Genomic DNA, 13,908 nt, shown 5'->3' with positions numbered 1-13,908 from the left:
AACCTTTTTTTTTCATACATTTGTTAATAGGTTGAGATAAATAATACATTACGTTTCAATCCAAAAATTGCCTATTGGCATAACATCCGGCAGGGACGGCTCCAACGTTCCTGCTTTTTTATGCTAGGGCTAAGTAGCATTATTTCATGACGGTAATCCTCCTTCCATCTACTTTAAATGTTACTAGGTCGGTCCACTCTATTAATTGTAACAATTGTTCAAATTTTTCAAATCTTGATATACTCCCTGAGTATCTAACAGTCGACATATCCCCGTCAAAACTGACTTCTATATCATACCATCGGGCAATTTCTTCCATCACTTCATAAATCGACACATTATCGAAGGCAAACTTTCCTGAGCGCCAGGCAATACTGTACGAAGGATCTACATATTGTACTGTACTAGTACCCGTCTGCACCGAAAAAACGGCCTGTTGAGAAGGTTTTAGCGTGTGATTTCCTGAAAGACCTTTATAATGCATGGCTACGCTTCCTTCGACCAAGGTGGTCTTATACATGGCACCATACGTATTCACATTAAACTGTGTTCCTAAAACTTCAACTTTCTGATTACCGCTCACCACATAAAAAGGCACAGCATGGTTCTCATTTTTCTGTTTGACGATCTCGAAATAAGCCTCCCCATCTAGTTCTATCGTTCTATTATCATCTTCAAACTGCAAAGGATACCTGAGCTTAGTCGCTGCATTCAACCATACTTTCGACCCGTCGGGCAAGGTAAGGCTATACTCTCCGCCCCGGGGTGTTACGATCGTATTATACAATTCCCGCTGTACAGCTTTATTATCGTCATATGCATAACTGATGCTACCATCAGCTCTTTTAAAAATACGCAGCCCCCTATCTGCTAGGACAGTATCGGACATAATCTCATCCAACTCAATAAAACTACCATCTTCAAACTGAATCCTTGCCCTATTACTTCCTGGCATGATCGTCTCCGTCTCCTGCATAGCCAGACGGTTTTTCGCCGTCTCTTCGTTACTATACCACCATACCGCGCACACCGCTCCTATCAATAACAAAGCAGCCGCCGCAGAAATTCTGTACCATTTTGTTCTAATAGCCGATCGACCCGTAGTCAATTCCGGAATAATACGTGAATCGTTAGCAATTTTTTGAAACACACGTGATCGTACCAGATCATCTCCGATATAATACGCTGGTTCAAGTTCGTCATCCCATGTTTCCTCCAGCAAACGCCGACCTTCCTCCGTTTCCAGGAATAGATTTAACCGTGCCAGACTGTCCGCATCAATAGTCCCCTTTCGATAGCGCCTGACCAATATATATAGTTCTTTCTTGTCCAACTGTTTTCAATTTAAATCTATAAACGAGAGTCAGACAGAAATGTACTAGTGACGGATGATTTTTTTTTAAAAAAAGTATAAAGTAGGGTTAAAAGAGAAAAAGATACATCTTCTGTAGTTTTAGACGTACTAATTTTGTGGCAACCTGTAGATGGTTCTTCACGGTATGGCGCGAAATCCCCATACTTTCGGCAATCTCCCGCTGTGGTTCATCCTCCAGTCTAAACCGGCGATAAATCTCTTGTTGTTGTGGAGGCAGCGTGGCAATAATCTGCTGGAGAATAGTATTCAGTTCTCCAAAGTCTATTTTCTGCTCCAGATGCAGAGATATAGCAGACCATTCGGAACACGCTTCTTTGACGGTTTTGGCTCCGCTTATTTTTTTTCTAAAGAAGGATATACACAAACGCTTAGTAATGATGTACAAATAGGGATACAGATCTTTAGGCGTACGAATCTTATCCCGATGTAAAAACAACAATGTAAATGCTTCCTGGCTAATATCCTCCGCATCCTCTTTTTCCGTGCCTTTACTCAGCGCGTAACGGAAGATAATCGGGAAATAGAAATCAAAAGCTTTTTGAAAGGCCTTAGCATCCCCCGAGATAAACCGCTCAAATTCCACATCTTCTAAAATACCGTTCATTACTTTCATTGTGTAATACCAGATGACCTATTTGGTTGTGCAAACTAAGTGAATCTGTATATCCTTCAGGTTATTTAAAGATTAACAAATTATTTTGTCATCATTTTTTAACCGGTGTAAACTGTTCTGTTATATATAGGTTTATATTATCTATAAACAGCCTATTAGCTGCTTTTTCCTGTTGGTCGCCAGTCATAAACTGCAACTGTATTGTTGATGCAGTTGGGTTTAGACTCGGCTTTTTGACCCTGAATTCAAACCTACCGCCCTCCCACATACTATTTAAAAGTAGCGCAGATTGATAGTCATAATAATTCAGTGTGAGTACTTTGCTCGTCTGACCGTCTTCAAACTCCGCTCCGACCAATTTCACGGTCAGCTTGTTATCATCTTTGAGTCCCGTTTTAGAGACATACGCTACAGCATCAAAAGTGAGCAGTAACAAACTATCTTTTTCTAACCCAGGAAATATAGATGAGGATAGATTACCTCCTTTATCTGCAGTCCCCAATAACATATACCCGTTCATTCCGAGAGCAGATGCCGTATTTGAGCTTATCCAACCGACTTGCTTCTGCGCCGCTGTCCATTGTGTCATCGCCGTAGCCTTAGTCAAATCCAGAGGCGACCCCGTTCCGTATTTAAGCCATGAAAAATTTTCTTCTATACGCGTATTATAGCCCTGATTCAGACGAATAAACACGCCTGAAAACGCCTCTCCATTATTGAGATTCAGCACACCTACACGCTTTTTATAACTTTTTTCCATAGGCTCCACGTTCAAAATAACGCGAGACTTGTTTGTTCCCGGGATGGCTTCTATCTTGTCTACCTCCACCCAACTGTTAATTTCGTTTGTTTCGAACGAAACTGTTAAAGCGGAATTACTCGCTACATAGAGCGTATCCTTACCGCCCTCAGCCTTCCAGATAAGCTGTCCCACATTTTCTTCAAAACTCTCCGTTTCTGAAGCTTTGATACTGTCGACAAGGTATCCCTTTTCATGGTCCTTATCACAGGCTGAAAGCGTATATACCAAGCCTATACACACACACCATGGCACAAAACGCACATGCTTTATGTCGGTTTTCTTTAAAATAACTGATTTCATATTTTTCGCTAATTTTCTGTCGAGTGGACCGCCCCAGTAGTCAGAAATTAGTAAAAACACAAAGTTATCCTTTTAAATCAAGGCTTATGTTAAGTTTATATGAATTTTCAAAACACTAAAAGCCACACAAAAAAACTGATTAAAAAAGGTTTAATTTGATTACTTAATATTTATTTAACAACTAAAATAATACTAAATTTTAAAACAACCAAATAAAGTTCGCCGTGGTCGTATTATTTTAACACGTTGTCCTAAAGGTCTGATAGGTAGAAATCAGTATGACCATGTCCCTGTTGACACCGTTACAATGTCGGCTCTAGGTCACCGAAGCTTTCATTGTGATATGTCAACAGGTCGCAGATTCTCTTCGTCATTATGATGGAATTGGTAATAGCTCCTTCACTAAGAAGGAAATGATATTCGAACCAAAGAACATGCTCATGGCCAGCTGCTGTGTTTGTATGTAAGCCTTGGATCACTATAATACTGTTTATATTATGTCCCCTTCTTACACCCACAAAAGTAAACAGAAGAATAAGTAAAAGTTTACGGGAAACCGTAAAGTGATTTTTTTATCAAATGAGCCCTATATCCTTACAATAAGCGACCAATTGTTCGTTCTTTGAGAACCCCAGTAAATCCTTCATTAAACACAGCCGCTTCTCAATACTACTCAATCCTGATGGCCTGATATCACGCTCCTGCAGATGCTGAGGAATGTTTTTCTGCAACACGCCTTCTGCCAGCAATGATACAATATTGAGATCCAGCGAGCTGAAATCGTGTGAATTTCGATTACGTATGGCCTGCTTGATGTCAGAAGATTGATAGCTACGTCCATCCGCGATAGCCTGTAATGCCTCTTTTAGATGCTGGGCATCTCTTCTGGCTTTTCGGACGTAGCCGTGTATACCATACTTACTAAAGAGCTGTTCTATGACATTCCCCCTATTCTCTGCTGAAAATACCATAATTTTTATATCCGGTTGCACTGCCTTCACCTCTTTGATCAACTCTATGCCTCCCGTAATCCGTTGTTGGTTATAATCATCCTCAAACGACAGGTCGGTAATCAACAAATCATAAGGTTCGTCGTCGCGCAGCGCGTTACGTACCCAGCTTAACGCATCATCACAGTAATAGACATATTTGGTATCTATTATCCCAACCTCCTGAAGTGTTTTCTGAACAGAAATATTGGCTATTTCATGATCTTCTGCAATAAGTACTTTTCTAAACATAGAGATTATTTTTTCAGCGAATGGGAATTGAAATATGTACTTTCAGTCCCCCTCCTCGCTCACTGACAAATTTAATAGTACCGTTTATGTTTTCCATACGGGTTCCCGTATTATTTAAACCGTTCCCTTTGGAGACATCATCCGAAAAACCGACGCCATTATCGATGTAATAGATATTTAGTCTATCTCCTTGGCGTTCGAAGCGTAGAACTACCCGGTCTGCCTGGCTGTGTTTCCTCATGTTGACCATAAGCTCCTGAATCACATTTCCAATTTCGTCTTTAACATTTGCTGCGATAGAATCCCACATGTCAGCTTCATTACCAGCTATTATAACCTGCCGGCTTTCTGTTGCATAAGAATGCAGCATCTCTCCCAACAATTCGCTGTACGATTGTCGGCTGGCTACTATTGCGTCTTCAACTTCGTAGGAAATATCTCTTGACTTTTCATACATATTCTCCAGGCGGTCCAATATTCCTTCCCGATCGATGTCCTCTCTATTTTCGATCTCGGTCATCACCCGATACAATCCATTAGCCACCACATCATGGACTTTTCTGGAAGTCTTTAACTGGCTTGCTTTTATACGGTTGTTGGCTTCAAGAACAAGACGCTGCCTTCGTCGCTTATACCAGAAAAAACTAAAAACACCGATCAGCGCAAATACTACGACGATAGCAGTAGTGAGTAGATACTGCATATTGATCCGATACATTTTATCATTGACTTCATTCTGAAGCCGGAGGTTGTCTGCTTTATTCTTCTCTACTTCATAACGTATCAATGCAAATTGATTTTTTGCTTTAAGCCGAACAAGCTGTATACTATCATTCAGCGCTATATAGTCTTTAAAATACACTTTTGATCTCTCTACAGGGCTAAATTTAATCAAATGTGTTAAAGCATCGAGACGATCGTCGACACTATTTAAGGCTGTCGCTATATCGTGCCTTCTCTCCGCATAGTACAGAGCCGAATCTGGATTTTTATCGCCATAGAAGATAGTCAAATAAGCCAAACTTGAATTTAGTCCCCAGTCGTCACCTTGGGTTAACCGAGTCTGCAACGCTTTATGCATATCCGGTAAAGGATCATAACTTTCATCTATTATTCCTTTTTGAAAAGCATAGTTTGTCAACGCTCGGGCATACCCTTGCGTATTTTTGTATTCACTTTTCAAAATTTCCTCATATATACCCAAAGCCTCGTGTTCTTTGCCAATAGCAGACAGCGTTCTGGCTTTATTATTCATAACCACTTTGGTATTTGTCGAGTCTCCTGAATAATAAATCGCTTGATCATAAAAGAGCAGGGCTCTTTCATCCTCTTTTAATTCCCCAGTAACATTACCGAGGTTATTATAATTTGAACTCAGATATTGAGCGTGATCGACATTAGCCGTATCGAGATATGAATGGGCTTCCAACGACAACTCTTGTGAAGTCAGGTAATCGCCTATATTGTTGAGTGTAATCGCCATTTGGATAAGGCAGCTAGCGGCATTAAGACTATCTTTGGCTTCTACAGCGATATTCTTCATTTTTTCAAATGTAGCAAAAGCACTGTCTAGCCTCCCTTCATCCAAAAAATCAAAGGCACACTGGTAATGTGCGGAGAGATCCAACTTTGCTCCATCAACTTTTTTTTCCCTCTTTTCACTTGCCGTACAGGAAAAAAAAATAATCAAAATAAAATTCAAAAATAACTTTATAGATCTCAAGGCACTCAATTATGCCCTTAATCTACGAAAAAGTAAAATATAAGACGGCATTCAGCCGTCTTATATTTTTAAGCGGTGTATCTTAATCCTTTTGGTTTAGGGATGGGGGGACGTATATCACCTTTGTCTCCACCTTTGGGTCGTTCTCCCTTTACTATTATATTTCCTTCAATAGGTTGTTTAACTTGAGTTGTTAACTGCATAGAAAAGCTGCCCGCCATAAACAAGGCGATAATTAAATGCCACATAGGTCAAAAAATTTAAAAGTCTAAAAACAGGTAGGTCCAATGCTCCACGCACGAGATTGCTACGTTTGTCTTCAGAAGGCCTTCTGAACTTTTTGGGAAGTGGTGACATATAGTACGGGAGACAAAAACTGCTTCCCAATCCGGTTTAAATTTCCCGTGCTATATGCCTTTAAAAATCTCAACAACATTCGTCTGCACTAGTAGCAACACCCTGTCTATTGTGATTTACTAAAGCAAACATAAACCACGCAATCGACTAAAAAACAAACGATTCCGATGTTTCCAATACTTCCAATACTATTCCGTGATGGTTGTTTATTTTCCAAAAATTCCGGTCAGATGCGGCTTATTAAAAAACCGATCTACTTACGGGTTTCCGTAAATTCCGACTACGGAGGAGCTTAACTTTGTTGTATGTTCGAGATATTTAAAGAAGCAGTCAGGGCTGCATACCTAATGAAAAAGAATGACAGGTCCCTTCCATACGATGAGTTGGAAAAACCGTCACCTGGAGATTTGCGGAATTTATTTCTCTTGCTTATGGCTGGAGGGTTATCACCGGAAGATCAAGATACGTTTGTACATTTTTTTAAGTACCGCGGAGAGTATGCGGAGCTGGACACCCATATCCGGAGGTATGATCTGGACAAGTTCAGGCCCCTGCGGAACTATATCCTTGGGTATACATCCAATCCATCGGAGGATATCGTCAAGATGCTTGCTATACTGATAGATTTCCAACCGCGGCCTTACCGTCAATGGCGTGAGAATTACCTAGCTGGTTCTATAATAAAAAACGGAAATCCCGAAAACGAAAAAAGGCAGGAATATATCCCGCCATTAAAAACCACTAATAAAATGAGGGAAAAGAATGTGAGAACGCCCCAATCGGGATCGTCACAGGTATCTGTCCGAAATGGTCTCAAATTACTATTATCGATCGGCATACTATCTACAGTAGCCGCCGTATTCATTGCCAGAGACTAAGCGCATTGTTAATATTTGGAACCATTGATCAATAAATACCTATCGCCCCCTAGCTTTTACCTAACGTGCTCTAATTCTCATCTGTTGGCCTTTGGCATATCTACTATAGACAAAAAGCCATCTCTTGGAGAGAGACGGCTTTTAATTGATCGATACATATAGGCGTCTTAGATCTGATCCAAGACCGCCAGACTTTTCCTGATAATTTCAATCGCTTCAAAAAGCTGGCTTTCAGAAATTACCAATGGTGGTGCAAACCGGATTTTGTCACCGTGTGTTGGTTTAGCCAATAGTCCATTTTTCATCAATTCGATACAAAGATGCTGAGCCGCATCCGGATTAGCATGATTAATTACCACGGCATTTAACAATCCTTTGCCACGTACCTGTTGAATATATTTATGGTTTAGGTTTTCCAGTTCCGTTCTGAACAACTGCCCCAATTGTTCTGACTTATCCGCCAGATTTTCATTTTTCAACACTTCCAGTGCCGCTATAGCTACCGCACAGGCCAACGGATTACCACCATAAGTCGATCCGTGCTCTCCAGCTTTGATACAGAGCATGATTTCATCATCGGCGAGCACAGCAGATATCGGCAATACACCTCCACTCAATGCTTTACCGAGTATCAAAATATCTGCTCTAACCGATTCATGATCACAGGCCAGCATTTTACCTGTACGGGCCAATCCTGTCTGTATCTCATCGGCTATAAATAAAACATTATTGTCTTTGCAGATTTTATAGCTAGATGACAAATAACCAGCGTCAGGCACATATACGCCAGCTTCTCCTTGTATAGGTTCTACCAATAGCGCTACTACATTAGGATCTTTGACTGCAGCTTCCAAGGCATTCAGGTCATTATACGGAATTGTCACATAACCCGATACAAAGGGACCGAATCCACCTTTGGCGGTCTCATCGGTGCTGAAAGAGATTACGTTGATCGTACGGCCATGAAAGTTTCCTTCTACGGTAATGATCTTAGCCTGGTCTTCTTTTACACCTTTTACCTCATAGCCCCACTTACGTGCTAGCTTTAATGCCGTTTCTACAGCTTCCACCCCGGTGTTCATCGGAAGCACCTTATCGTAGCCAAAATAATCCGTGATATATTTCGTATATCCGGCCATTTTATCACTGTGAAAGGCACGCGAAGTCAATGTCAACTCCTGCGCCTGATCCGTCAATGCTTTAATGATATCCGGATGGCAATGTCCTTGGTTTACTGCCGAGTATCCAGACAAAAAATCAAAATACTCTTTCCCTTCTACATCCCATACCTTAGCTCCGAGCCCCTTTGATAAAACAACAGGCAGAGGATGATAATTGTGTGCTCCGTGTTTTTCTTCAACCTCGATATACGAAGCGGTTTTTTGGGGAATCTGATAATTGTGATTCATAAGTTTACGCTTGTTTTTTTCTTTTTCCGCTATGCCGGTATATACTCGCATAGCAGAAAATAAAATTACTATTTTCTCAAAGCTAGAAAAATATTAGCGCACCAAAAAATCAAACACCAAATTCAATAAAAGGTATGTAAAAAATAGAATTTCACAAGATTTTATTCAAAAATAAAGGCTGAATGTCTCCGATATCAGCTATTTCTCGACCTCATCTCCAAACTCACTATAATATCACGCTTCTTACCTTCTATCTGCCCAAGATCTCCCGCCACAAATACTCCTTTAGCGTCGGTGCTCGTATTCCTTATACCATATACGGTAGACTCATCCCCCGGATCTGTCGCTCCCTCATAGCGGTACAGATAATCAATAATGTAGGTATCAGCCTGATCAAGCAGGTGGTCAAAATGGATATTGAAATCAATTGTATATCCTTTTTCACTTAATTTTTTGAGTGCTACGCTAGCCGATTCATAGTTAAATATAGTTTTCATCCGATCTCCTTATGTGTTTATATATATGCTCCTGTACTATATATAACAAATTAAGAAGCAATCTGTTTAGTACAACTAGCAATTACTGCACTGATGAACAAGTTTTCTTAGGATTAAATAAAGCAAAATTCCGAACCGGCAGACAATTAATTTACATCATATTCAGAGCGTAATCCCAGGGTCTATGAGTTGGTCAGTTTGCAGTGAATTAAAGAAAACTTTTATACAGCCCCAAATAAATAATTCCGTTTTTTACCAGTGATCTATAATAGGGATTGCCTTTTTCCCCAATTGTTCTTAATATTGAAGTCTATTCTAGCAAAAGAGATAGTATGTATATAAAATTTTTACCGATCTGCTTATATGCTTTTTTGATAAGTGCCTGCAGTCAAACAAACAGCGAGTCTACGCAAAAAACAGTCGATTCTGCAACAGCCGCTACGAACCATCAGGAATCCGCTCCTGAAGCAATTCAAAAAGAAGCAGCGCCTGACACCCCCCATGATGAGGGGCAAGAGTGGCTGAAAAACATTTTCAAGACCAAAACCTCGGATAAATACTTCCCTGCGTACAATGTGGAAGAAATACTGTGTACCAAGCAATTCCAGGAATTCATCACCGAATCAGGAGAACTCTACGGCCCTTCAAACCTCACTGAGGAAGAATATCCTGCTGCCGAGAAACGCTATAAAGACAAATGGTCCAAAATCTATCCCATCGAAGAGCGTGAAATGTGGTTGTTCGGGAGAGGCAATGGCGATATGGGAGAACTCAAAAAGCTGGATATTGCGAAACTCAAAGACAATGTCTACCGTGTATCTATCGATTATGGCGAGGGTATAAAAACACAGAATGAGGTTACCCTAGTCCTTGAAAATGGCGGTTATAAAATTGATTACTGCAAAACGGAGTTTGTAGATTAATTCCAGGTATAGCACTATCTAGAAACTATTTAACCCTGTACAGTTTGTAGACCTCTCCACAAGGTTCCCGAGGTGACGTTTACTTCTACTGTCATTAAAACTCCACTGTGTTTGTTTAAAAAATCACCTCCCGCAAGGACTTCATTAGGAGATTATACGCCGATTAAAACAATTCCTCTTTGACCTGTATCTTTACGAAAGCCATCTTTTGGACCTTACCTTTTGCAGGAGCCGAATTGAGCGGATACACCGCTGCATAATATGTATTCTTATCTGCCCAGAATGCTTTTTCATCATCCGCTATTTTGAAATTGGTAAAGTTGACATACAACAGGCCTTGCTGCCCCTTTTCCTGAGGCACATACCTGCTGATCACAAAATCACTACCGACACTGGAGTTGGAAGTAACCCACGACAGGCAGCTTCTGGCTGGGAGAACCTGCGGATAACCTGCGGCATACAGATCATACCTGACCGCAGCCAGCGGCTCATAAAACGTGTAGTAAGTCTCATTTGTAGCATCCGAACTTTCGTGAAATACCTGTAGCCCCATAAACTTCGATTGGCCGATATATGCATTGTAAAAAGTACCTTCTTCTTCCGAGGTATTCTCATACGGGGTAATACTATACTCCCTGTCTCTATCCGTGTACGTCCAGATATTGTTCTTCAGTTTGACATCCGGATGCTTTACCAGGACTTCATCAACCCTGTGCTGTGATGCTTTTAGAAACTCCTGCTCCGATACTTCGGCTATCGTCCCATATTTATCAAACGACTTATTCTTAAAATCATCCACAGTTTTATAGTTACTGCTTCTGATCTCATCCAGCTTTGCCCCTTTCAGCGTCAGATCAAATGAAGCTGTAAATTCCGATTTCAGGACGTAAGCCTCGATACTATTGGAGATATTATTCCCGATGCTATAATGTATCGCATAGAAGTCACCGACCTCCTCAAAGCCATAATAATTATCCAGGTCGTGGCGCTGCACCTTCAGGGAAGTGGAATCCGCACTGGGCGCTGTAAAAAAATGGACGGAGTCCAGCTTGGTAAACAATTGAAAGGGCACCTCCTGCACATTGTCCACCCCTTTTATCTTCTTAAAATCCGCCAAAGTGCCCCCCCGCGGTGTAGCCTGTACTTCCACTTTGTCCGATTCCGATTTTTTATGCGTTGAATTACATGCGGTGACTGTACCTACGATGGTAGAAACGAGTAAAAATTGATATAAGGATTTCATCTGTGCGAGTTCTATTTTATTAGCGAATATATCAGTAATCACAGAATCCAGCAAGACATCGGCGGCATATCATACAAAATTGGCTGAAAACAGGGATACACGTCAAAAAACAACTTTACTATCGTTACCGCAATTACAGTAACCGCGGTAGCGATAATTACATCCCTCTCACCCGACGTTGTTGTTCATTATCTTTCATCTTCCTATCAGTCCCATTTTTACCAAAGGAATAACTGATACTGATACGCCACACGCGGCTATCTAAATCTATTCGCTGATCCATATAGACATCCGCTACGGAAGAAGTCGTGCGATAACGGCCTGTCTTAAATATATCATCCACAGCTAATTTCAGATTAAGCTTGTCGTCAAACATTTTTTTCATCAGCCCTAACGAAACATAGCCACTTGCTTTCTGCCGAAAGACGCCATCTGTCTGTGGACTCTCGTAGGCAGCAGTCCATTCGGCAGACCAGCGTTTGGGCAGGCGGTAATTGTGGTTAGTCTGTACCGTATAAGACCATAACCGATTAGCGATCTGCTCGCCTCCAAAACTGCCAAAATAGTTATTTTCAAAGGCATTAACATTCCATTGGGCAGACCAGAAAGGCATTAACGAGAAAGAGTAATCCATATTGACCCCGTAATTTTGGAAGCCTTTAATATTATGCACACTACGAATCGTTTTATTTTCCTGAGGTAGCTGTGTGAGCACCGAAGTCATCACATCCTTTACATCCGTATAGTAAAAAGAAAACAGCAGATCTCGATTAAAGCTATATTTCAATTCATAAGAACTGGCCAATTCAGGCTGCAATAGCGGATTGCCTTCCCAATAGACATACGCATCCACATAATACCCGAATGGGTTAAGATCTTCGTAATCGGGACGATTGATCCGGCGACTGTAGGACAACTGGATCTGATTCTTAGCATTGATCTCATATCGAAATGAAACAGCAGGAAAAAAATCTATATAGTCCCTGTTCAGCGTTCTTCCATCTGTTTTTAACTCGCCATCCGCTTTGGTATGTTCTGTACGTACCCCCGCAACGACTCCCCAATGGTCCAATGACAGATTGAAATTCGCATAGGCCGCATGGATCTGTTCTTTATACACAAAGTGGTTACTATTCTGTAAGTCTGCCACCCATTGCTCACTCTTCCATGTGTCCGATCGGCTATTATTGTCGGATTCCATCCAGCTACTCTTCCATCCAGCCTCCGCTGTCAATGACTCGTTCCATTGGTACTGATAGTCTACCTTTGCTATCTGCAGGTATGTTGTTGACGGGGTCGCGTTGCGACGGGCTTCCAGTCCGGAATGACCATTTTCATATTTCTGTATAGAGGAACGCAGTATCTGATCCGCTTTGTAAGTCGAGTATAGGATATCCCAATCCGCACTCAGCTCGCTTTTTTTTCCGATCTTTTGCACCAGGTTAAATCCCACATTATGCGTTTGCCAGCGGCTATCATTTGTATTATCCGTAAGGGTATGTACACTTCGCTCCCCAGTCGGCGTATAGATGTCGTTATACCCCTTACTAGAACTCTTATATACCCCAAAATTGCCCGTCCATAGCACACCTATACTCGTTCTATCCGTAGGTACATATTCCAGTCCCGCTCTAGCCTGTTGTGTACGCAGCGGTTCGTCTGTCCTAGCGTATTGAAGTGATTTACCGCCTTCTATCCCCGTGTAAAGCCGATCAAAGTTTCGAAACTCCTCTTCCCCCCGGTACGCATATTCTATTCCCCCTTGCCATCGCCATCTATCTTTTTGCCCTCCAAGGGTAGCCCCTAGTCCGTAACGTTCCTTCCTACCCGCACCACCAAAAGTATGCACACTGCCAGACAATGCTTGAGCCGTTGGTTGCTTCATGACGATATTGATCATTCCAGCCACCCCTTTGGCATCGAATTTTGCCGAAGGATTACTTATTAACTCAATACGTTTTATCGATTCCGATGGCATACTTTTCAGCATATTGGTGATCTCTTTGTCCGATAGGTAAGAAAGCTTACCATTGATCAGAATACCAATATCCGACTTACCTCTCATATAGATATGATCCTCCTCATCGACCCGCAGTGATGGCGCTCGTTTTAGGAGTTCCAGCGCAGTCGCTCCCGAGGCCAGAATACTATTTTCTACATTGATCACTGTCCGGTCGTTCTTCTGTTCGATAAGTCTCCTTGTTCCCTGTACCGTAATTTCTTCCAGTTGCTGACTTTCCGCCACGAGCGGTATCGTATCGAGGACGGTACAAATTTGAGGTACTACATCGACCGATATCCTGTGTCTCTCATAGCCCATATGATATATATCCAACACATACTTTCCTTGGGGGAGATCCATTTGGAACAGCCCCTGATGATCCGTAGACGTCTGATAGCTTTCCGTCGCTGTTTGTGATGAAGCAATCACACTGGTTTTCGGAACAGGCTGTTTATGGCTATCCAGTACATAACCTCTCACCCCGCTCTGCGCATAGATCTCCAAGGTAGCACAAAGGACAAGGGTAGCAGTCATTATCGCCGTTG

Annotated in this window: 12 protein-coding genes; 2 read left to right on the top strand and 10 right to left on the bottom strand. The window is 41.6% G+C overall.

The genetic code is table 11. The features are described from left to right. Window positions 1-139: 139 nt before the first annotated feature. The 6 genes from JKG61_RS19875 to JKG61_RS19850 form a co-directional block, all read right to left on the bottom strand. Window positions 140-1,333: a FecR family protein gene (locus JKG61_RS19875; protein ID WP_202104759.1), complete on the bottom strand. Its 1,194-nt coding sequence runs from the start codon at window positions 1,331-1,333 to the stop codon at window positions 140-142. 88 nt (window positions 1,334-1,421) lie between these two features. Then, the gene (locus tag JKG61_RS19870) at window positions 1,422-1,979 is read right to left on the bottom strand and encodes an RNA polymerase sigma factor (RefSeq protein WP_202104758.1); all 558 of its coding nucleotides are present in this window, start codon (window positions 1,977-1,979) and stop codon (window positions 1,422-1,424) included. Between the two features lie 100 nt (window positions 1,980-2,079). After that, a complete protein-coding gene (locus JKG61_RS19865) occupies window positions 2,080-3,090 on the bottom strand; it encodes a hypothetical protein (RefSeq protein WP_202104757.1) in 1,011 nt (336 codons plus the stop codon). Window positions 3,091-3,665: 575 nt separating this feature from the next. Continuing rightward, window positions 3,666-4,331 carry a response regulator gene (locus JKG61_RS19860; RefSeq protein ID WP_202104756.1) on the bottom strand — a complete coding sequence of 222 codons (666 nt, stop codon included), beginning with the start codon at window positions 4,329-4,331 and terminating at the stop codon, window positions 3,666-3,668. A gap of 13 nt (window positions 4,332-4,344) precedes the next feature. Next, window positions 4,345-6,021: a tetratricopeptide repeat-containing sensor histidine kinase gene (locus JKG61_RS19855; protein WP_202104755.1), complete on the bottom strand. Its 1,677-nt coding sequence runs from the start codon at window positions 6,019-6,021 to the stop codon at window positions 4,345-4,347. Window positions 6,022-6,122: 101 nt separating this feature from the next. Continuing rightward, window positions 6,123-6,302, bottom strand: coding sequence for a hypothetical protein (locus tag JKG61_RS19850; protein ID WP_202104754.1), 180 nt, complete (start codon window positions 6,300-6,302; stop codon window positions 6,123-6,125). A gap of 414 nt (window positions 6,303-6,716) precedes the next feature. Here JKG61_RS19850 and JKG61_RS19845 point away from each other — a divergent pair, with 414 nt between their 5' ends. Beyond that, complete coding sequence (locus tag JKG61_RS19845) at window positions 6,717-7,289, top strand: hypothetical protein (RefSeq protein ID WP_202104753.1); 573 nt, start codon at window positions 6,717-6,719, stop codon at window positions 7,287-7,289. Window positions 7,290-7,456: 167 nt separating this feature from the next. Here JKG61_RS19845 and rocD read toward each other — a convergent pair whose 3' ends face one another. Both rocD and JKG61_RS19835 read right to left on the bottom strand, forming a co-directional pair. Further along, on the bottom strand, window positions 7,457-8,698 hold the full coding sequence (rocD, locus tag JKG61_RS19840; RefSeq protein WP_202104752.1) for an ornithine--oxo-acid transaminase: 1,242 nt from the start codon (window positions 8,696-8,698) through the stop codon (window positions 7,457-7,459). Between the two features lie 194 nt (window positions 8,699-8,892). Further along, entirely contained in the window at window positions 8,893-9,195 is a 303-nt protein-coding gene (locus JKG61_RS19835; RefSeq protein WP_202104751.1) for a hypothetical protein, read from the bottom strand. 332 nt (window positions 9,196-9,527) lie between these two features. Between JKG61_RS19835 and JKG61_RS19830 the strand changes: the two genes are divergently transcribed. Beyond that, the gene (locus JKG61_RS19830; RefSeq protein ID WP_237249555.1) at window positions 9,528-10,118 is read left to right on the top strand and encodes a hypothetical protein; all 591 of its coding nucleotides are present in this window, start codon (window positions 9,528-9,530) and stop codon (window positions 10,116-10,118) included. Between the two features lie 163 nt (window positions 10,119-10,281). On the opposite strand, the gene JKG61_RS19825 is transcribed toward JKG61_RS19830, so the two are convergent. Continuing rightward, on the bottom strand, window positions 10,282-11,361 hold the full coding sequence (locus JKG61_RS19825; protein ID WP_202104750.1) for a hypothetical protein: 1,080 nt from the start codon (window positions 11,359-11,361) through the stop codon (window positions 10,282-10,284). A gap of 157 nt (window positions 11,362-11,518) precedes the next feature. After that, window positions 11,519-13,897 (bottom strand): TonB-dependent receptor, encoded by a 2,379-nt coding sequence (locus JKG61_RS19820; RefSeq protein ID WP_237249556.1) that lies wholly within the window; start codon window positions 13,895-13,897, stop codon window positions 11,519-11,521. Between the last annotated feature and the right edge of the window lie 11 nt (window positions 13,898-13,908).

The sequence above is a fragment of the Sphingobacterium faecale genome, from assembly GCF_016746095.1.
Taxonomy (GTDB): Bacteria; Bacteroidota; Bacteroidia; order Sphingobacteriales; family Sphingobacteriaceae; genus Sphingobacterium; species Sphingobacterium faecale.
This window is presented reverse-complemented; position numbering and strand designations above follow the sequence as displayed.